This is a genomic window from Streptomyces sp. NPDC053431 (assembly GCF_044544925.1).
GTDB lineage: Bacteria > Actinomycetota > Actinomycetes > Streptomycetales > Streptomycetaceae > Streptomyces.
This window is the reverse complement of record NZ_JBITXX010000016.1, coordinates 72,130-90,397: the sequence shown is the minus strand read 5'-3', so window position 1 is coordinate 90,397 and position 18,268 is coordinate 72,130. Positions and strand designations below refer to the sequence as shown.

At 73.7% G+C, this 18,268-nt stretch carries 18 protein-coding genes; 7 read left to right on the top strand and 11 right to left on the bottom strand.

Annotated elements, in window-relative coordinates; all coding sequences use genetic code 11:
- Positions 1–2 precede the first annotated feature (2 nt).
- Positions 3–1,121 (top strand): DUF5925 domain-containing protein, encoded by a 1,119-nt coding sequence (locus ACIGXE_RS29790; protein WP_399752042.1) that lies wholly within the window; start codon positions 3–5, stop codon positions 1,119–1,121.
- Between the two features lie 4 nt (positions 1,122–1,125).
- Here the strand turns inward: ACIGXE_RS29790 and ACIGXE_RS29785 are convergent, their stop codons facing one another.
- Positions 1,126–1,500 (bottom strand): GntR family transcriptional regulator, encoded by a 375-nt coding sequence (locus ACIGXE_RS29785; RefSeq protein ID WP_399752040.1) that lies wholly within the window; start codon positions 1,498–1,500, stop codon positions 1,126–1,128.
- 74 nt (positions 1,501–1,574) lie between these two features.
- Between ACIGXE_RS29785 and ACIGXE_RS29780 the strand changes: the two genes are divergently transcribed.
- Positions 1,575–2,513 carry a GNAT family N-acetyltransferase gene (locus ACIGXE_RS29780; RefSeq protein ID WP_399752038.1) on the top strand — a complete coding sequence of 313 codons (939 nt, stop codon included), beginning with the start codon at positions 1,575–1,577 and terminating at the stop codon, positions 2,511–2,513.
- Positions 2,485–2,991 (top strand): DUF402 domain-containing protein, encoded by a 507-nt coding sequence (locus ACIGXE_RS29775; RefSeq protein ID WP_399752036.1) that lies wholly within the window; start codon positions 2,485–2,487, stop codon positions 2,989–2,991. Before ACIGXE_RS29780 ends, ACIGXE_RS29775 begins: the two co-directional genes overlap by 29 nt.
- Here the strand turns inward: ACIGXE_RS29775 and ACIGXE_RS29770 are convergent.
- The 5 genes from ACIGXE_RS29770 to ACIGXE_RS29750 form a co-directional block, all read right to left on the bottom strand.
- Positions 2,988–3,407, bottom strand: coding sequence for a DUF6299 family protein (locus ACIGXE_RS29770; RefSeq protein WP_399752034.1), 420 nt, complete (start codon positions 3,405–3,407; stop codon positions 2,988–2,990). The two genes, ACIGXE_RS29775 and ACIGXE_RS29770, sit on opposite strands and share 4 nt — an antisense overlap.
- 126 nt (positions 3,408–3,533) lie before the next feature.
- Positions 3,534–3,983 carry a GNAT family N-acetyltransferase gene (locus tag ACIGXE_RS29765; protein WP_399752032.1) on the bottom strand — a complete coding sequence of 150 codons (450 nt, stop codon included), beginning with the start codon at positions 3,981–3,983 and terminating at the stop codon, positions 3,534–3,536.
- On the bottom strand, positions 3,980–5,476 hold the full coding sequence (locus ACIGXE_RS29760; protein ID WP_399752030.1) for a tripartite tricarboxylate transporter permease: 1,497 nt from the start codon (positions 5,474–5,476) through the stop codon (positions 3,980–3,982). Before ACIGXE_RS29760 ends, ACIGXE_RS29765 begins: the two co-directional genes overlap by 4 nt.
- Positions 5,477–5,479: 3 nt before the next feature.
- Positions 5,480–6,022 carry a tripartite tricarboxylate transporter TctB family protein gene (locus ACIGXE_RS29755; protein WP_399752028.1) on the bottom strand — a complete coding sequence of 181 codons (543 nt, stop codon included), beginning with the start codon at positions 6,020–6,022 and terminating at the stop codon, positions 5,480–5,482.
- Entirely contained in the window at positions 6,019–7,002 is a 984-nt protein-coding gene (locus ACIGXE_RS29750) for a Bug family tripartite tricarboxylate transporter substrate binding protein (RefSeq protein ID WP_399752026.1), read from the bottom strand. Before ACIGXE_RS29750 ends, ACIGXE_RS29755 begins: the two co-directional genes overlap by 4 nt.
- Before the next feature lie 131 nt (positions 7,003–7,133).
- On the opposite strand from ACIGXE_RS29750, the gene ACIGXE_RS29745 reads away from it, so the two are divergent.
- Positions 7,134–7,811 (top strand): response regulator, encoded by a 678-nt coding sequence (locus tag ACIGXE_RS29745; protein ID WP_399752023.1) that lies wholly within the window; start codon positions 7,134–7,136, stop codon positions 7,809–7,811.
- Here the strand turns inward: ACIGXE_RS29745 and ACIGXE_RS29740 are convergent.
- Positions 7,793–8,353 (bottom strand): hypothetical protein, encoded by a 561-nt coding sequence (locus ACIGXE_RS29740; RefSeq protein ID WP_399752021.1) that lies wholly within the window; start codon positions 8,351–8,353, stop codon positions 7,793–7,795. The two genes, ACIGXE_RS29745 and ACIGXE_RS29740, sit on opposite strands and share 19 nt — an antisense overlap.
- A gap of 180 nt (positions 8,354–8,533) precedes the next feature.
- Here ACIGXE_RS29740 and ACIGXE_RS29735 point away from each other — a divergent pair, with 180 nt between their 5' ends.
- Positions 8,534–9,535 (top strand): lytic polysaccharide monooxygenase, encoded by a 1,002-nt coding sequence (locus ACIGXE_RS29735; RefSeq protein WP_399752019.1) that lies wholly within the window; start codon positions 8,534–8,536, stop codon positions 9,533–9,535.
- Between the two features lie 55 nt (positions 9,536–9,590).
- Here the strand turns inward: ACIGXE_RS29735 and ACIGXE_RS29730 are convergent, their stop codons facing one another.
- Positions 9,591–10,463 carry an esterase/lipase family protein gene (locus ACIGXE_RS29730; RefSeq protein WP_399752017.1) on the bottom strand — a complete coding sequence of 291 codons (873 nt, stop codon included), beginning with the start codon at positions 10,461–10,463 and terminating at the stop codon, positions 9,591–9,593.
- A 240-nt stretch (positions 10,464–10,703) separates the two neighbouring features.
- On the opposite strand from ACIGXE_RS29730, the gene ACIGXE_RS29725 reads away from it, so the two are divergent.
- A complete protein-coding gene (locus ACIGXE_RS29725; RefSeq protein ID WP_399752015.1) occupies positions 10,704–11,351 on the top strand; it encodes a hypothetical protein in 648 nt (215 codons plus the stop codon).
- A 46-nt stretch (positions 11,352–11,397) separates the two neighbouring features.
- Here the strand turns inward: ACIGXE_RS29725 and ACIGXE_RS29720 are convergent, their stop codons facing one another.
- Positions 11,398–12,357, bottom strand: a complete 960-nt coding sequence (locus ACIGXE_RS29720; protein ID WP_399752013.1) for a DNA polymerase thumb domain-containing protein — start codon at positions 12,355–12,357, stop codon at positions 11,398–11,400.
- Complete coding sequence (locus ACIGXE_RS29715; protein WP_399752011.1) at positions 12,354–15,872, bottom strand: DNA polymerase III subunit alpha; 3,519 nt, start codon at positions 15,870–15,872, stop codon at positions 12,354–12,356. Before ACIGXE_RS29715 ends, ACIGXE_RS29720 begins: the two co-directional genes overlap by 4 nt.
- A 155-nt stretch (positions 15,873–16,027) precedes the next feature.
- Between ACIGXE_RS29715 and ACIGXE_RS29710 the strand changes: the two genes are divergently transcribed.
- Positions 16,028–17,104: a DUF3533 domain-containing protein gene (locus ACIGXE_RS29710; RefSeq protein WP_399752009.1), complete on the top strand. Its 1,077-nt coding sequence runs from the start codon at positions 16,028–16,030 to the stop codon at positions 17,102–17,104.
- A 182-nt stretch (positions 17,105–17,286) separates the two neighbouring features.
- On the opposite strand, the gene ACIGXE_RS29705 is transcribed toward ACIGXE_RS29710, so the two are convergent.
- Positions 17,287–18,201: a S1 family peptidase gene (locus ACIGXE_RS29705; protein ID WP_399752007.1), complete on the bottom strand. Its 915-nt coding sequence runs from the start codon at positions 18,199–18,201 to the stop codon at positions 17,287–17,289.
- Between the last annotated feature and the right edge of the window lie 67 nt (positions 18,202–18,268).

The following is an 18,268-nucleotide window of genomic DNA, read 5'->3' as shown; positions in this document are numbered from 1 at the left end:
CCATGTCTGCCACCCACGGCGCACCGCGAGACCCGTCCCTGCCCGAGCGAGCCGTCCCCCTCCGCCTCCACCTCACCGGCGACGACGCGCCGTCCGACGTCGTCGACGCCCTCTTCCTCGGGCGCTTCGCTACCGGCGAGCAACCCCACGTGCACAGCACCAGCCTGGACCGGGTGAAGCCGGCCGCGACCCTGCTGCCCGCGGGCGCGCGGCTGCTGCGCGCCACCAAGGGCGACGACCGCAGCTCCCTGCTCGCCGAGGGCGAGGGCTGGACCGTGCTCGTCTCCCGCTGGAGCCGGGGGGCCGACGTCACCGTCACCGCGACCGACGCGGAGCTCGCCGAACGCGTCCTCAAGGAGGCCGTGGACGGCGCGAAGGACGAGCCCGAACCGCAGCCGGAGAACGTCACCATGGGCTTCTGGTACGTGTCGCCCCGGCGCGGCCCGCACCGGACCACCCGGCAGATCGGCGCCGGCACCTGGGAGGAGATCCGGCCCAACTACACCGCGCCCGTCGCCGAGGCCATGGACCGGCTGATGGCCGTCACGCCCGACGACATCACCGGCCGCCTCCTGCTGCTCCACGGCCCGCCCGGCACCGGAAAGACCTCCGCGCTGCGCACCCTCGCCCGGTCCTGGCGCGACTGGTGCCAGGTCGACTGCGTGCTCGACCCCGAGCGCCTCTTCGGCGACGTCGGCTATCTCATGGACATCGCGATCGGCGAGGACGAGGGCGGCACGAAGAGCCGCTGGCGGCTGCTGCTCCTGGAGGACTGCGACGAACTGATCCGCGGCGAGGCCAAGAACGCGGCCGGCCAGGCGCTCTCCCGGCTGCTCAACCTGACGGACGGTCTGCTCGGACAGGGCCGCAACGTCCTCGTCGCCGTCACCACCAACGAGGACCTGGAGCGGCTCCACCCCGCCGTCGTGCGCCCCGGCCGCTGCCTGGCCCGGATCGAGGTCGACCGGCTCACCCGGCCCGAGGCCGTCTCATGGCTCGGGCGCGAGGAGGGGATCGGGCGGGACGGGGCGACTCTGGCGGAGCTCTTCGCGCTGCGGCGCGGCGCGCCGCGGGTCGGCGTGCCCGAGCCCCGCGGCACGGACGCGGGGCTCTACCTGTAGGGCGTCAGCCGTCGTACGCCGCTCTCAGCGCGTCCCGTACCGCCGCCTCCGCCGCCTCCCTCGTCAGGCCCAGACGGTGGGCCTCCGTGGCGTAGCCGGCGGCGGCGGTTGCGGCGAGGCGGGAGGCCGCGTCGGAGGCGGCGGCGACGAAGGTTCCGTTGCGGCCGCGGGTCTCGATCACGCCGTCCGCCTCCAGGGCCTTGTACGCCTTCGCGACCGTGTTCGCCGCGAGCCCGAGGTCTTCCGCGAGGCCCCGTACGGTCGGGAGCTTGTAACCGACGGGCAGCTCGCCCGAGCGGGCGCTCTCCGAGATCTGGGCGCGCAGTTGTTCGTACGGAGCGGTGGTGGAACGGGCATCCACGCTGATTCGAAGCGTCACCCGCCCGATTGTGCACCCGGCCCGCGGGAAAAGGGGAGGCGCCCGGGCGTCCCCGCCGCATAGCGTGCGACACCATGACTGTGATCGTCCGCGACGTACGGAGCGGTGTCCCCGAGGACGCCGAGGCCTTCGCCCGAGTTCGGCGCGCCGCCCTCCCCTACATGCTCGCCACCGGCCGGCAGGTGGCCTACGACCTGGCACACGCCCATCCCGAAGCCCGGAACCGGCCGCTGCTCGCCGAGGTCGACGGGGAGGCCGTCGGCACGGCGGAGGTGTCCCTCGCCCACGAGTCCACCGAGCCGGGCATCGGCGACGTGAACGTCTTCGTCCACCCCGGACACCTGGGGCTCGGCGCCGGGTCGCTGCTGCTGCGCGCCGCCGAGGAGCACCTGGCGGAGGCCGGCGCGACCACCCTCTACAGCTGGGTCCTGGACGAGCCGTCCCACCGGGCCTTCGCCGAGAAGCACGGCTACCGGCCGAGCCGGTCCGCGTACTTCCTGCGGCTCGATCTGGCCACGGCCGAACTGCCGCCGCTCCAGGCGCCGCCCGCCGGGGTGGAGCTGCGCACGGCGGCCGACTTCGCCGCCGACCCGCGCCCCCTGTTCGAGCTGGACGCGCTGACCACGGCGGACGAGCCGGGTGACGTGGCGGCCGAGCTGACCGACTTCGAGCACTGGCTGGCGTCCACCTGGAACCATCCGCTGCTCGACCGCGAGCTGACCACGGTCGTGGTGGCCGACGGACGTCCGGTGGCGTTCAGCGCGGCCCGGACGGACGGCCTCGGCCGCTACGGCTCGGCCATGACCGGCACCCACCCCGGGTACCGCGGGCGAGGGTTCGCCAAGCTGGCGAAGAACGACTCGCTGCACCGGGCCCGCGCGGCCGGCTGCACCGAGGCGTTCACCGGCAACGACGCGAAGAACGGCCCGATGCTGGCCGTCAACGAGTGGTTCGGTTACGAGATCTGCGCGAAGGAGACCCGACATGTCCGCACGCTCGGCCGAGGCCGGTGACCAGGTGGAGATCGCGCTGGTCAAGGCGGGCCGGACGAAGATCCGCTATCCGGCGGAGCTGCTCGCCGACGACGGGGTCCGGCTCAGCGTCCGCGCGCCCTGGGCCGCCGAGGGGGTACGGGACTTCGGCTTCGTGCGCTTCGAGCCGGGCGACGTGTTCACCGAGCACTACTGGCGCGACCGCTGGTACGCGGTGAAGGAGGTCCGCTCCGGCGACGGCACGCTCAAGGGCTGGTACTGCGACGTGACCCGGCCCGCCGCGGTGGACGGCGGCACCGTGCTGGTCGAGGACCTGGACCTCGACCTGTGGGTGTCGGCGGACGGCACGGAGGTGCTGCGGCTCGACGAGGACGAGTTCGCGGCGAGCGGTCTGGCCGCCTCCGACCCGGAGGCGGCCGAGAGTGCCGTGGCGGCCCTCGACGCGCTGGAGGCGCTGGGCCGGGACGGGCTTCGGGCCCTCGTGGGCCGGACCGGCTAGCCCAGCGCGACGTCCTGGCTCTTCCGGGCCAGGAAGCCGGGCAGCGGCAGGCCCAGCGGCCCGGCCGGGGTGAGCTGCATGAGGGTGGCCTCCACCCGGGCGTCGCCCGCCCGGTAGCCGGGCTCCTTCACGACGGCGCTGTTGGTCCACTCGTGGACCAGACCGTCGCAGACGGCGCGGGTGCCGCCGATCCCGGCGGAGCGGTCCTCCTGGATCAGCGTGGAGCTGACGAAGACCGGGCCCGCGCTGTCGTCGACGCAGCGGTAGAAGCCGGAGAGGGTGACCGAGCCGTCCTCGGCGAGCGTCCCGCTCGGGTCGACGGAGAGTCCGTCGGCGGGCCCGGCGTGGGCGGTCGAGACCGTCGCGGCGGTGGCGGCCAGCAGGACGCCGGCGGCGAGGGCGAGGCGAGCGCGCATGGGTGGGGGTCCCTTCGGGGTGGGGGGATGACGCTGCCCGCCAGGGATACCGGATGCCGCCTCCCCAGCCCCGAAACTCACCCGATCAGGGGCGGGTTGAGGTCGCCGCCCTGACGGGGGGCGACCTCACGGCAGCGAGACGTCCTTTCGGTAGTGAATACGGTCGTACGGTCCGTCCACGCGGCGCTCGGTGACCTCGTAGCCGTAGCGTGCGTACAGCTTCTGGTTCTCCCACATCATCGCGTTGGTGAGCAGTCGCACCTCGGGGAGGCCGAGCTCCCGCGCCCGCTCCTCGACCCAGGCCATCAGGGTCCGGCCGAGCCCGGTGCCCTGGGCGTCGGGGTGGACGGCGACGGTGTCGAGGTAGAGGTGGCCGGCCTCGGGAATCACCACCACGAGACCGGCCACGGGCTCGCCCGCGACGAACACCCGGCCCGCCGCGACGTTCGCCGCGTGGTCCTCCTCCATCGGAGCCGGCACGACGCCGATCCGCTCGATGTAGTGGTGGAAGGCGGCGTCGATCACGGCCTTCACGGCGGGCACGTCGGCGGCGACGGCGGAGCGCACACGTGTCATACGGTCACGGTACGGCGGCGTGCGATCAGCTTCCGCAGCAGCGGCCAGGCGAGCAGGACCAGCACCACCGCGTACACCGTCAGCGAGAACGGCGTGTCGACGAGTCCGGCCGGCGAGCCGTCGCTGATCTGGAGGGCGCGGCGCAGCTGTTGCTCGGCGGCCGGGCCGAGGATGACGCCGATCACGGCGGGCAGGACCGGCAGCCCGTAGCGGCGCATGCCGAATCCGATGAGACCGATGACCAGCAGGATCACCAGGTCGAGGGCCTCCCCGCCGACCGCGTACGCGCCGACGGCGGCGAAGAACAGGATGCCGGCGTAGAGGTACGGGCGGGGGATGCGCAGCAGCTTGGCCCAGACGGGCGCGAGCGGCAGGTTGAGCGCGAGCAGCAGCACCATGCCGACGAACAGCGAGGCGATCAGGCCCCAGACCAGGTCGGGTTCGCGTTCGAAGAGCAGCGGACCCGGCTGGATGCCGTACTGCTGGAAGGCGGCGAGCATCACGGCGGCGACGGCGGTGGTCGGCAGGCCGAGGGTGAGCATGGAGACGAGGGTGCCGGCGGCGGAGGCGGAGGCGGCGGACTCGGGGCCGGCGACTCCTTCGATGGCGCCCTTGCCGAACTCGTCCTTGTGCTTCGACAGGCGCTTCTCGGTGACGTACGACAGGAAGGTGGGGATCTCGGCGCCGCCGGCCGGGATCGCGCCGAACGGGAAGCCGATGAGCGGCCCGCGCAGCCAGGCCTTCCAGGTGCGCCTCAGATCGCTCCCGCCCAGCCACGGGCGGCCCACCGGGATGGCCTCGCCGGCGGTACGGCGCAGGTGGGCGGCGACCCACAGGGCCTCGCCGATGGCGAACAGGCCGACCGCGACGATGACGACGTCGATGCCGTCGGCGAGCTGGAGCGAGCCGAAGGTGAGGCGCTGCTGGCCGGTCATCTGGTCGAGGCCGACGAGGCCCAGGGTGAGGCCGATGAGCAGCGAGGCGAGGCCGCGGATCCGGGAGGAGCCGAGGACGGAGGTCACCGCGATGAAGGCGAGGACCATGACGGCGAAGTAGTCGGGGGCGCCGATGTCGACGGCGAGCGCGGCGACGGTCGGGGCGAGCGCGACGAGCAGGATCGTGCCGGCCAGGCCGCCGGTGAAGTGTCCTATGGCCGCGGCGGCGAGGGCCTGGGCGCCGCGGCCCGCCTTGGCCATGGGATTGCCCTCGATGGCGGCGACCACGGCCGCGCTCTCGCCGGGCGTGTTGAGCAGGATGGAGGTGGTGGAGCCGCCGAACATCGCGCCGTAGTAGATGCCGGCGAACATGATGAAGGCGCCGGTCGGTTCGAGCCCGTAGGTCACCGGGAGCAGCAGCGCGACGGCCATGGCGGGGCCGATGCCGGGCAGTACGCCGATGGCGGTGCCGAGGAGGACGCCGACGGCGGCCCACAGCAGGTTCATGGGGGTCAGCGCGGTGCCGAACCCGTCGATCAGGGAGGTCAGCGAGTCCATGGGTCAGAGCACTCCCATCAGCGGGCCGCCGGGCAGCGGAACTCCGAGCAGGTGGTCGAAGACGACGTAGGTGAGCAGCGAGAGCACCGCGGCGATCAGCGGGTCGCGGTGGAGGTGGCGGCTGCCGAGGGCGTAGGCCGCGCCCCAGAAGAGCAGGGCGCCGGCGACGGGGAAGCCCACCGGGCCGATGAGGACGGCGAAGCCGAGGAAGACCCCGGCGAGCAGCAGCACGGTGCGCCCGTCGCCGGGCTCGGTCAGGTCGACGTCCTCGCCGCCCTCGGCCTCGCCGCGGCCGCCGCGCAGGACGTCGATCGCGAGGAGGACGGCGACGACGAGCAGGCCGCTGCCGACGACGAGGGGGACGGTACGGGGTCCGACGGGGCCGCGCTGCCCGATGTCCACGGTCATGGTGAGGGCGTCGGTGAGGACGAGGACGCCGAGGATCAGGAGGATGAGGCTCACGCCGAGTTCGGAGTGCTCGCGCAGCCAGGACTTCCTGGTGACGGCCGCGTCGGGGGCCGTGGTGCCGGTCGAGGTCGTGGTCACAGTCCCAGCTCCTTCAGGACGGCGCCGACGCGGCGGTCCTGTGCGGTGAGGAAGGCGCCGAACTCGTCGCCGGGCAGGAAGGCGTCGTTCCAGCCGTGGGTCCTGAGCGACTCGCGCCACTGGGGGGAGTCGTGCAGGGCGGTGACGAGGCCGACGAGCTTGTCGCGTTCGGCGTCGGACAGGCCGGGCGGGGCGACGATGCCGCGCCAGTTGACGAACTCGGTGTCGAGCCCGGCCTCGCGCAGGGTCGGCGCGTCGAGCCCGGGCACCCGCTGGGCACCGGTGACCGCGAGCAGCCGCAGTTCGCCGGCCTTGATCTGGTCGAGGTACTCGCCGACACCCGAGACGCCGAAGGCGACCTTGTCGCCGAGGATGGAGGCGAGCAGCTCGCCGCCGCCGTCGAAGGGGATGTAGTTGACGCTCTTCGGCGCGATGCCGGCGGCCTGGGCCATCAGCATGGGGGCCAGGTGGTCGGGGCCGCCGGGCGAGGAGCCGCCGCCGACGGGCAGCTTGCCGGGGTCCTTCCGCCAGGCGGCGAGGAGCTCCTGGATGGTGCGGTACGGGGAGTCCTTGCCGACCACGACGATGTCCTGCTCCATGGTGAGCCGGGCGATCGGGGTGGTGTCGGCGAGGGTCTTCGGGGTCCTGTTGGTGTGGACGGCGCCGACGACGCCGAGGCCCATGGACATGGCGAGCCGGCCGTTGCCGCGTTCGCCGACGAGCCGGGTGAGGCCGACGGTGCCGCCGGCGCCGGGCAGGTTGAAGACCTCGACGTCGGAGGTGAGTCCGGCGTCCTCGGCGTTCTTCGCCGCGGTGCGCGCGGTGATGTCGTAGCCGCCGCCGGGTGTGTTCGGGACCATGAAGCGCAGGCCGGGGATCTGTGTGCCGGTGTCGGAGCCGCTGCCGGTGGTGAGCAGCGGCGGCCCCAGGAGCACGAGCAGAGCCGCCCCGAGCAGGGCGAGGGGAGTGCGCAGACGCACGGGTGCCGCCTCTCGGAGAGTGGGGACGGAGGTGTGAGGTGGCCCACATGTTGCCTGCGCGTTAAGAAGCTGTCTCGCTTCCGCAATCAACGGACGTTGTGGTCGTTGCGGTCGCGTCCTACCTTGTCGGCGTGACGAAGGTGCTGGTGGTCGACGACGACTTCATGGTGGCGAAGCTGCACTGCCGCTATGTGTCGGCGGTGCCGGGCATCGAGGTCGTCGGCGTCGCGCACACCGGGGCGGAGGCGCTGCGCGCCGCGCACCGGCTGGAGCCGGATCTGGTGCTGCTCGACATCTTCCTGCCGGACATGGACGGGATCGCGGTGCTGCGCGAGCTGCGGGCGACGGGCCTGGCGGTGGACGCGCTGTTCATCACGGCGGCGCGGGACGCGGAGACGATCCGCTCGGCGCTGCGCGCGGGGGCCCTGCACTATCTGATCAAGCCCTTCAGCCAGGCGGCGCTGCAGGAGCAGCTGCGGCACGTGGCCTCCCTGCAGGGCCGTCTCGACGAGCTGGCGCAGGCGGAGGCCCGCCAGGAGGACGTCGACCAGATCTTCGGCACCCGCCCCCGCGGCTCCCGCGAGCTCCCCAAGGGTCTGGCCGCGCACACCGCGGAGCTGGTCGACTCGGTCCTCCGCGCCCATCCGGAGGGCCTGTCGGCCACGGAGTGCGCGGAGGAGGCCGGCTCGCTGTCCCGGGTGAGCGCCCGCCGCTACCTGGAGTACTTCGCGGAGACGGGCCGCGCGGAGGTCACGCTCCGGTACGGGGGGACGGGGCGGCCGGAGCGGCGCTACCGGCGCCTGGGCTGACGGCGCCGCCCGAGCAGGGCGCGCTGCTCCGCCTGCAGCCGGGCGAAGCCCTCCTCGGCGTAGCGGTGTATGTCCCCGGCGGGGAAGGTCACCACCGACTGGTGCTCGCTGTAGTCGTCCCGCTCCCAGCGGGCGAAGGTGATGTCGTAGCCGGCCACGTGCGCGTAGAGCTCCAGCAGCACCGGAGGCATGCCCGGTTCGTCGAGCAGGTCGGCGTGGTCGACCACCACGTCGCGCATGGCGCGGATGTTGGGCAGGAAGACGGTGGTGGCCCACAACCGCCACTCGGCCAGCTCCGCCTCGGTGGGCGGGGTGGCGTCCCGGAAGGGCGACTTGCCGTTCGGCCTGGAGTGGTTCGCCAGGAACTCCTGGAACATGCGCGAGTTCGTGCTGGTCAGCGCGTACAACGGCCCGTAGAAGTCGCTGAGTTGCCGATTGACCCGGGCGAGTCGCTCCTGCCGCTGCGACAGCCGGAGGCTGTTGAGGTAGGTGACGAGATAGCCGACGAAGGCCAGGACGATGGTGACGACCACTGCGCTCATGGGCTCGGATGCTAGTTCGGGCCGGGCGGGCGGTGCTGTCTGTGGCCCCGCTTAGTGGCCCCTTAACGCGACCATAAGGATGGCCTTCTCCCGTTCCCCGGGCCGCTTTTCGCGGATTCCGGGGGCTAGTTTGCTGGGCAACCCCCCACACCCCCACCCTCGTGAAGGAGTTGTCCCCCCATGACCTCACGCCGTACGGCCGCGGCCCTCACCGGCACCCTGGCACTCACGCTCACCGGACTCGCCACCGCGCCCGCGCTCGCGCACGGGTCGATGACCGATCCGGTGAGCCGGGTCGCGACCTGTTACGCGGAGGGGCCGGAGAGCCCGAAGTCGGCGGCGTGCAAGGCGGCGGTGGCCGCGAGCGGGACGCAGGCGTTCTACGACTGGAACGGGGTGAACATCGCGAACGCGGCCGGGAAGCACCGCGAGCTGATCCCGGACGGCAAGCTGTGCAGCGCCGGCAACGACAAGTACCGGGGCCTCGACCTCGCCCGCGCGGACTGGCCCGCCAGCCGGATGAACTCCGGTACGCACACCTTCCGTTACAAGGGGACCGCGCCGCACCGGGGCTCCTTCTCGCTGTACGTCACGAAGGACGGCTACGACCCGTCGAAGCCGCTGAAGTGGTCGGACCTGGAGGAGAAGCCGTTCGCGACGGTGACGGACCCGGGGATGCGGAACGGCGACTACGTGTTCACCGGCACGGTGCCGAAGAAGTCGGGGCGCCACCTGATCTACTCGATCTGGCAGCGCTCCGACTCCCCCGAGGCCTTCTACACCTGCTCGGACGTGGTGTTCGGCGCGGACTCCGCGCCGTCGTCGGCGCCCACGGCGTCCGTGCCCACCGTGGCCCCCACGGCGGCGCACGGCGGGCACGGCGGGCACGCGGCGCCGAGCGGCACGGCGGCTCCGGGTACGGCGGCTCCCGGTACGACGGTGCCGGGCAGCGCCGCTCCGGGCTCGCCGGCTCCGGGCGGCACCACCGGCCCGAGCACCGCCGCGGCTGCGAGCTCCGCCCCGCCCGCCGTCGCTCCCCAGGGGGCGGGCGAGGAGCTCGCCGAGACCGGTGGCGACGCCGTCACCCCCTATCTCGCGATGGGCGGCGCCGCCGTACTCGGGATCGGGGCGACGGTGCTGTTCGCCACGGCGCGGCGCCGGTCGGCCGGGTCCCGGCGTTAGGGCGTGTCCGCCACGTCCCGCCTGGCTCGCGACGCCCGGCACGCCCTGGCGGCGGCTAGCCGAGGACCGACAGGCAGGTGGTCGGGGTCGCGTGGGCCGGGTCGAGGGCGTTGTTCACCTCGTGGAAGACGATCCGGTCCACCGTGCCGATGGCCACGTGCTCGGACAGGTCGAGCGCGCACCGGTCCTGGAGCAGGACGTTGCTGACGTCCGGCCCGGAGAGCCAGCCCGACCGGTAGGGCGTGACGACCTCGTCGTACTGGGTGGCGATCACCGTGTAGCGCACGCCGGGCACGGTGTCGCCGCCCGCGTTCAGCTTGGTGAGGAACGCGGAGCCGGCGATCTGGTCGGCGAGCCCGGGGGTCGAGGCCTTCAGCAGGTCCTCGGCGCCCGGGAAGTGGGGCAGGAGCTTGGTGAGGCCGCTGAGGGTGGTGCCGTGGTTGTCGGGGGCGATGCCGACGAGCGCGTTCACCTTCTCGGCGCCGCCGAGGAACTTGAGGTAGTAGCGGGGCATCATGCCGCCCTGCGAGTGTCCGACGAGGTCCGCCTCGGGGGCGCCGGTGGCGGCGAGGACCCGGTCGACGTAGGCGTCGAGCTGTTCGGCGGACTTGTCGATCGGGCCGAGACCGTGGAAGAACGGCACGTTCGGCAGCTGGCCGTAGTCGAGGGAGAAGACGCAGTAGCCGCGGTTGACGAGGTACGGCGCGAGTCCCAGCCAGTTGTCGACGGAGTTGCCGAGGGTGCCGTGGACGAGGACGACCGGGCGGGGGTGCTGGGCGGACGGCTTGCAGGAGAAGTCGTTCCAGCCCCGACTCGGGGCGGACTCGGCCTGCGTGGTGTCGGCCTGGGCGGTGGTGGGGGCGAGGCCTGCGGCGGCGGTCAGCAGCAGGACGGACAGCGCTCTGACGGCGTGCTTCCAGGGCAGCATCGGGCGATCTCCTTGCGGCTCAAGGGGAATGAGGGAGTGCTCTACGCCCTGCGGTCCGGACCACAAGTGGGGATGCGCTTCCCGCCAAGCTACGCATGAGTAGGTTCAGGGGGGAAGTTACGCGTCGGTAAAAAGTGGCGTGTCGCCCCCAGGTCCGCCAACTACCTTGTGTACGAACCGCGTTGTTCTGAGTGCGGCTACTCATGCGGGCAGCGGGGGCGCCCCCGGACACTCGGACGCATGAAGACGCGTCGCACGGTGCCCCTGACCGCACTCGCCGCCCTGTCCGCCCTGGCGCTCACCGCCTGCGGTACGGAAGGGGCGGACGCCTCCGGTGCGCCCGCCGCACCTGGCACCGCGTCCCCGTCCCGCTCGGCCTCCCCCGCTCCCTCCGCACCCGCCCCGGAACCCGAGTTGGCGTTCATGGGCATGCTGCTCGACGTGGCGCGACCGTGCGGTCCCGACCTCCCCGCCGAGCCGATGACTCCCCCGCCGGTGGACGGGGCGCCGGGGCGGAAGCCGCCCCGGCAGCCGGCCGGGCCACTGCCGGTGGACTCCTCCCCGCCGGGCCCGGCCAAGCCCGCCGACCCGTCCTGGGAAGGGGAGCTGAACTCCTTGGAGCAGTGCGCGGGCCGGCTGCACACCGCGCGCGTCACCAAGGAGCTCGACAGGCTCGGCGACGCTGCTCCCCCGCGCGTCAGGGCCGCCCTGAACGGGCTCGGTTACATCGACGGACGCATCCACGGGCTCCGGCGCACGGGCACCACGACGACCTTCCGGCTGGACCTGCGCTCCATGGGCGGACTGCTGTGCCTCAAGGGGAGCACGGGCCCCGGCGGCACCACGCTGAAGGCCTTCGCCCTGTCCCCGGAGAAGCCGCTCACCTGACGGGACGCCTCCTTCGACCCGGTTCGGCCCGCCCCTTCGACCCGGTTCAGGCCGCCAGCGACCCCGGCAGCACCGCCCGCGGGCCGTACTTCGCGCGGGCGCGGTCCGCCACCGCCTCGATGCGGCGGGCCTTGTCGTCCGCCGGGTCGAAGGTCAGCTGGTGGGCGGCGCCCTCGGCGGGGGCCAGGCCCTCGGCGCGCAGGGCGATGCCCCGGACACGGGCGCGCTGGAGACCGAACGAGGCGAGGATCGCGTACGCGAGGGTGGTGAGGTCGGTCGAGTGGGCGGTGGGTTCACGCAGGGTGCGGGTGCGGCTCGACGTGCTGCGGTCCGCGTAGCGCACGGTGACCGTCAGGGAGCGGCAGACCTGGTCCTCGGTCCGCATCCGGACGCCCAGCTCCCCGGTGAGCGAGAGCAGGGCCCTGCGGTGTTCGCCGGGGTTCAGCTCGTCGTGCGGGAAGGAGCGTTCGGCCGCCAGGGAGCGGGAGAGCTCGCCGGGGACGACGGGCGTGCGGTCGATGCCCTGGGCCCGTTCCCACAGCTCGCGGCCGGCCTTGGCGCCGACGAGCCGCTGGAGGACGGCGAGCGGCGCGTCGGCGACCCGGCCGACGGAGTCGAGCCCGTAGCCGCAGAGGGTACGGGCGGTGGCGCGGCCGACCCCGTCGAGGGCGACGACCGGCCGGTCCCGCAGGAAGGCCGCCGGGTCCTCGACGACCAGGGTGGCGCCGGGCCGGGCCTCACGGGCCGCCATCCGGGCCAGCATGGGGTTGGGTCCGACGCCTGTCACGCAGTCCACCCCGTACAGGGCGAGCGCCCTGACCCGGATCACCGAGGCCAGTTCGGCCGGGCTCCAGCCGAAGTAGCGCAGCGCGCCGCGCACGTCGGCGAACGCCTCGCCGGGCGGGACCGCCTCGACGACGGGGGTGAACTCGCCCAGGAGGTCGAGCAACCGGGGGAGCATCACCTCTCCCGCGGGCTCCAGTCCGAACCGTACGCAAAGGATCATCCCGCGCTCCCGGGGCTGCTGTGCCAGAGTTTCCGCGCCGGTGTGGCGGCGCCTTCCCCGGCCGGCTGGAGGTCGGCCCAGGGGTTCATCGTGTAGCCGGTGGACATCGTGATCCGGCGGCCGGTGTCGCCCTCGGTGGAGGACTCGGCGGGGGCGGGCTCCGGCGGGCTCTCGGAGAGCCGCTCCCCCACCGCCTGCAGGCCGCCGGTGGCCCGCAGTTCGGCCAGCTCGGCGAGGTTCCAGGCGGCGGCGCCGACCACGCTGAGGCTGCGCGGGCCGCGCCGCTGCACCACGCCCCGGACGAGCAGCAGCCAGGAGTGGAAGACGGTGTGGGCGCAGCGCTCGTGGGAGTCGTCGAAGAAGGCCAGGTCGACCAGGCCGGTGCCGTCGTCGAGGGTGGTGAAGACGACCCGCTTGCCGGAGCGGATCGGCGGGGTCTGGGTCGCCGCCTTGGCGCCGGCGACCAGGACGGTCTGGCCGTGCCGGGCCGAGCGCAGCCGCTGGGCGGAGACCACGCCGAGCTCGCGCAGGAAGGCCTGGTGGTCGCCCATGAGGTGGCGGGAGGCGTCCATGCCGAGGATGCCGAGTTCGGCGCTGAGCCGTTCGGTCTCGTCGAGGTCGGGCAGGCCGACGGGGGCGGTCTTGCGGCCCTGGGCGAGCGGGAGCTGTCCGCCGTAGGAGGCGGTGCCGCGCTGAACGCGGTGGAGCTCGGTCAGGTGCAGGAGCAGGTCGCGGCGGTTGGCGCCGAAGGCGTCCAGCGCACCCACCTGGGCGAGGCGTTCGGCGACGGGTTTGCGCGGGCGGGCCCGCTCCCAGAAGTCGAGCAGGGAGGCGTAGGGCTGTCCGGCCTCGATGCGGGCGCCCTCGGCCTCGCTGATGCCGTGGACGTCGGTGAGGCCGAGCCGCAGGCCCCAGGTCTCCGTGCCGCCCTCGGCCACCCGCTCGACACGGTGGGCGACCCCCGACCGGTTCACGTCGAGCGGCAGTACGGGCACCCCGCGCCGCCGGGCGTCCGCGAGCAGCAGCCGCTTCGGGTACATGCCGGGGTCGTGGGTGAGCAGCCCCGCGTAGAAGGCGGCCGGGTGGTGCGCCTTGAGCCAGGCCGACTGGTAGGTCGGCACGGCGAAGGCGACGGCGTGCGCCTTGCAGAAGCCGTACGAGCCGAAGGCCTCGACGATCTCCCAGGTGCGGGCGACGACCTCGTCCGCGTACCCCTTGAGCCGGGCCCGCTCGGTGAACCAGGTCCTGATCCGGCCCTGCGACTCGGGGTGCGAGAGCCCGCGGCGGACCTGGTCGGCCTCGTCGCGGCCGCAGCCGGTCATGACGCTCACGATCTTGATGAGCTGCTCGTGGAAGACGACGACGCCGTACGTCTCCTTCAGGGCTTCCTCCAGGTCGGGGTGCGGGTAGCGGACGGGGGCGCGGCCGTGCCGGGCCTCGATGAACGGGCGGACCATGTCGGCGGCGACCGGGCCGGGCCGGAAGAGGGAGATGTCGACGACGAGGTCGTGGAAGTTCTCGGGCTGGAGCCGGCCCACCAGGTCGCGCTGGCCGGGCGACTCGATCTGGAAGCAGCCCAGGGTCTCGGTGGAGCGGATCAGCCGGTACGTGTCGGGGTCTCCGGGCGGGACCGCGTCGACGTCCGGGCGGGTGCCGGTGGCCCGCTCGACCTCGGCGACGGCGTGCGCCATCGCGGACTGCATCCGCACCCCGAGGACGTCGAGCTTGAGCAGGCCGAGGTCCTCCACGTCGTCCTTGTCGAACTGCGACATGGGCAGCCCCTCGCCGCTGGTGGGCACGACGGGGGTACGGGCGAGCAGCGAGGCGTCCGAGAGGAGGACGCCGCAGGGGTGCATGGCGATGCCGCGGGGCAGCGCGTCGAGGGCCTCGACCAGCTCCCAGAAGCGGGTGTCGCCCGCCCGTTCGGCCTTGAGGCCGCGCAGTTCGGGCAGCTCGTCGAGGGCGGCGCGGGCGTCCCGGGCGCGGATGTGCGGGAAGGCCTTGGCGATCCGGTCGGTCTCGGCCGGGTCCATGGACAGGGCGGCGCCGACGTCCCGTACCGCGTGGCGGACCCGGTAGGTCTCGGGCATGGCGACGGTGACGACCCGCTCGGCGCCGAAGCGGCCGAGGATCGCCCGGTAGACCTCGATGCGGCGGGCGGACTCCACGTCGATGTCGATGTCGGGCAGGGCGGTGCGGCGCTTGGACAGGAAGCGTTCCATCAGCAGGCCGTGCTCGACCGGGTCGGCGTGGGCGATGCCGAGGAGGTGGTTGACGAGGGAGCCGGCGCCGGAGCCGCGGGCGGCCACCCGGATGCCCATCTGCCGTACGTCGTCGACGACCTGGGCGACCGTCAGGAAGTAGCTGGCGAAGCCGTGGTGGGCGATGATGTCGAGCTCGTGGTGCATCCGGTCCCAGTAGGCGCGCCGGTCGGGGCGGCGGTCGTAGCCCTTGAGGACCATGCCGGCGGCGGCCCGGGAGGCGAGCACGCGCTGGGCGGTGCGGTGGGCGGCGCCGACGAGGTACGGCTCGGGGAAGTGGGCGGAGCCCATGCCGAGGTCGTCCTCGGGGTCGACCAGACAGGCGGCGGCGACGGCCTCGGTCCGCTCCAGGAGCCGGTGCGCGGCGTCCCGGCGGAAGCCCGCGGCCTCGACGATCCGCTCGGCGCCGGCCAGCATGGCGTCGGCGCCCTTGAGCCAGGCCTCGCCGCTGTCGAGCCCGGCGCGCGGGTCGACCGGGACGAGCCGGCGGGCGGAGTCGAGCACGTCGGCGACCGGTCCCTGGCCGGGGTCGGCGTAGCGGACCTCGTTGCCGAGCACGGGCCGGACGCCCTGCTCGGCGGCGAAGCCGACGGTACGGGCGGCGAGCCGCAGCGAGCCGGGGCCGGTGCCGGAGCGTCCGTGGTGCACGACCTCCAGGCACAGGGCGTCGCCGTACCGCTCGCGCCAGGGCACGAGCAGCCGCGCGGCCCGGTCGGGCCGGCCGGCGGCCAGGGCGCGGCCGACGTCGGAGTCGGAGCCGAGCAGCACGAAGAGCCCGTCGCCCTGGTGGGCGGTCCAGGGCAGGACGGGCCGCCCCTCCCCCGCGTGGGCGTGGGCGGCGGTGACGAGCGCGCAGAGGGCGGCCCAGCCGGCCCGGGAGCGGGCGAGGAAGACGGCCCGGGGCGCGGACTCGTCCACGAAGGCCCCGCCGCGTACGGGCATCCGGCGCGCGGAGGTCTGCCCGCCGCGGCCGGGCGCCGGGCGCCCGACCGGTCCGGCGCCGGGCGGGACGGGGGCGAGCGGCACGGGGGCGAGGAACGGCTCGTACCCGAGGTCCACGCCGAAGAGCGGGCGGACCCCCTCCTTCTCGCAGGCCTTGGCGAAGCGGACCACGCCCGCGACGGTGTCCCGGTCGGTCAGGGCGAGGGCGTCCATGCCGCGCTCGGCGGCGCGCTCGGCCAGCCGGGCGGGGTGGGAGGCGCCGTAGCGCAGGGAGAAGCCCGAGGCGGTGTGCAGATGCGTGAACCCCGGCATGTTCCCCACCTCCCGCGTTCGAATTCGTACATACGTTCCCACCCCCCTGAGTCCAGCGTAACCCATTTTCGAACGCCCGTACGATAACCGCGCGAGCTCAGCCATTCGGCCCTGCCCCACCTGCGAAGGCACCCCCCGCCCCGGAGCGTGGGGGCATGAGTCTCGTCGACGAACTGAAGAGCGCCGTCACCCCCCGAGCAGCCCTGCTGGTCGTCGGCGTCTTCGCCCTCCAGCTCCTGTTCATCACCTCGTACGTCGGGGCCCTGCACCATCCGAAACCGACGGACGTGCCCTTCGGGGTGGTCGGGCCGCAGCAGGTGTCCACCGTCCTCATGGAACGGCTGGAGAAGCTGCCCGGCGACCCGCTCGACCCGCGCGTGGTCGCGGACGCCGACGAGGCGCGGGACCAGATCCTGAACCGGGACATCGACGGAGCCCTGATCGTCGACCCGCGGGGCCGCACCGACACCCTGCTCGTCGCCTCCGGCGGCGGCACCGTGCTCTCCTCGACGCTGGAGCAGATGTTCACCCGGCTGGAGGCGGCCAACCAGCGCACCGTGCGGACCGTCGACGTGGCCCCGGCCTCCCCGCAGGACTTCGACGGGCTCTCCGCCTTCTACCTGGTCGTCGGCTGGTGCGTCGGCGGCTACATCTGCGCCGCGATCCTGGCGATCAGCGCCGGTTCCCGGCCGGCCAACCGGGAGCGGGCGATCATCCGGCTCGGGGTGCTGGCGCTCTACTCGGCCCTCGGCGGCCTCGGCGGCGCGATCATCGTCGGCCCGATCCTCGGCGCCCTGCCCGGCAGCGTCGCCGCCCTGTGGGGACTGGGCACCCTGGTGGTCTTCGCGGTGGGTGCCGCCACCCTCGCCCTGCAGTCGGTGTTCGGGATCGTCGGCATCGGCCTGGCGATCCTGCTCGTCGTGGTCGCGGGCAACCCCAGCGCGGGCGGCGCCTTCCCGCTGCCGATGCTGCCGCCGTTCTGGAGGGCGATCGGCCCGTACCTGCCCCCGGGCGCGGGCACCTGGGCGGCGCGCTCGATCGCGTACTTCAAGGGCAACGACATGACCGCCTCGATGGTGACCCTGGCGGTCTGGGCGGTCGTCGGCTCGGGCGTCACCCTGGTGATGTCCTCGCTGAGGCGGAAGCCGGGGACGGAGCGGATCGCCGGAGAGGTCGGCGCCCCGGGCGGGGCCGGCGAGGCCGGTGGGGCCGGCGGGGCCCGGACGGCCTGAGGACGCGCGCCCGGGAACGCCTTCCCGGTGCTCGCGTCGTGCGGGGCGCTCCCGGCGGAGGCCCCGGCGCACCGACGGCGGATGTCCGCCGCCGTGGCGACCCACGGCGGCGGACCGCCCGGCGGACCACGCCCGGCCCGTGGAGCGGGACCGGGGGGCTGGACCGGCGGGCTCGGACCGGGCTAGTAGACGCTGACCCCGTACGCGCTCAGCGCCTCCGTCACGGGCTGGAAGAAGGTCGTCCCGCCCGAGCTGCAGTTGCCGCTGCCACCGGAGGTGAGGCCGATGGCCCGGCTGCCGGAGTAGAGCGGGCCGCCGGAGTCGCCGGGCTCGGCGCAGACGTTCGTCTGGATCATGCCGTACACGATGTCGCCACCGCCGTAGTTCACCGTGGCGTTGAGGCCGGTGACCGTGCCGCTGTGGATGCCGGTGGTGGAGCCGCGGCGGGTCACGGACATGCCGACGGTGGCGTTCGCGGCGCTGGTGATGTCGACGCTGCCGACCGTGCCGGACTTGGTCACCGAGCTGTTGGTGTAGCGCACGATGCCGTAGTCGTTGGTCGGGAAGCTCGACCCGGCGGTGGTCCCGAGCACCGTGCTGTGCGAGGAGTTGGACCACCAGGTGCCCGCGCCGTCGGTGCAGTGGCCGGCGGTGAGGAAGTAGTAGTTGCCCGCGCCGTCCCTGACGTTGAAGCCGAGCGAGCAGCGCCAGCTGCTGGCGTAGATGGCGTCGCCGCCCGATATCAGCTTGTTGAACTTGCCGGGGGTGCGCTCGATGCGCAGGGCGCCGGCGTTGGCGCCGGCCTGGCGCTTGATCTTCGCGAGGTCGGCCTGCGAGACGGTGGAGTCGGCGGTGACGACCACCGTCTTCGTGGCGGGGTCGACCCGCCAGGCCGTGCCGGCCACGTCGGCGGCGAGGACGGCGTCACCGGCGGCGGTGAGCTGGGAGGCGCTGAAGGTGCCCGGGGAGGCGGTGGAGTCGGCGTTCGCGGTGGGGACGGCGATCGCCGCGGCGGCGACGAGACCGGTCGCGACGGCGAGCATCCGGATGTTTCTCGTGGGGGTGGTGCGCGTGGTCCTCACTTCTCGTTCCTCCATGGGGGAATGGGGGGCCCGCAGTGGGGTGCCGGGCCCGTGAGGCGCGGCCCAGGGCCGGCGCTGTGGG

Bases quoted from the DNA above. Each gene is read 5' to 3' on its own strand.
- ACIGXE_RS29790 (WP_399752042.1), top strand. From the start codon at position 3: ATGTCTGCCACCCACGGCGCACCGCGAGACCCGTCCCTGCCCGAGCGA.
- ACIGXE_RS29720 (WP_399752013.1), bottom strand. From the start codon at position 12,357: ATGATCCTTTGCGTACGGTTCGGACTGGAGCCCGCGGGAGAGGTGATG.
- ACIGXE_RS29730 (WP_399752017.1), bottom strand. From the start codon at position 10,463: ATGCTGCCCTGGAAGCACGCCGTCAGAGCGCTGTCCGTCCTGCTGCTG.
- ACIGXE_RS29705 (WP_399752007.1), bottom strand. From the start codon at position 18,201: ATGGAGGAACGAGAAGTGAGGACCACGCGCACCACCCCCACGAGAAAC.
- ACIGXE_RS29715 (WP_399752011.1), bottom strand. From the start codon at position 15,872: ATGCCGGGGTTCACGCATCTGCACACCGCCTCGGGCTTCTCCCTGCGC.
- ACIGXE_RS29740 (WP_399752021.1), bottom strand. From the start codon at position 8,353: ATGAGCGCAGTGGTCGTCACCATCGTCCTGGCCTTCGTCGGCTATCTC.
- ACIGXE_RS29725 (WP_399752015.1), top strand. From the start codon at position 10,704: ATGAAGACGCGTCGCACGGTGCCCCTGACCGCACTCGCCGCCCTGTCC.
- ACIGXE_RS29735 (WP_399752019.1), top strand. From the start codon at position 8,534: ATGACCTCACGCCGTACGGCCGCGGCCCTCACCGGCACCCTGGCACTC.
- ACIGXE_RS29770 (WP_399752034.1), bottom strand. From the start codon at position 3,407: ATGCGCGCTCGCCTCGCCCTCGCCGCCGGCGTCCTGCTGGCCGCCACC.
- ACIGXE_RS29765 (WP_399752032.1), bottom strand. From the start codon at position 3,983: ATGACACGTGTGCGCTCCGCCGTCGCCGCCGACGTGCCCGCCGTGAAG.
- ACIGXE_RS29775 (WP_399752036.1), top strand. From the start codon at position 2,485: ATGTCCGCACGCTCGGCCGAGGCCGGTGACCAGGTGGAGATCGCGCTG.
- ACIGXE_RS29760 (WP_399752030.1), bottom strand. From the start codon at position 5,476: ATGGACTCGCTGACCTCCCTGATCGACGGGTTCGGCACCGCGCTGACC.
- ACIGXE_RS29710 (WP_399752009.1), top strand. From the start codon at position 16,028: ATGAGTCTCGTCGACGAACTGAAGAGCGCCGTCACCCCCCGAGCAGCC.
- ACIGXE_RS29780 (WP_399752038.1), top strand. From the start codon at position 1,575: ATGACTGTGATCGTCCGCGACGTACGGAGCGGTGTCCCCGAGGACGCC.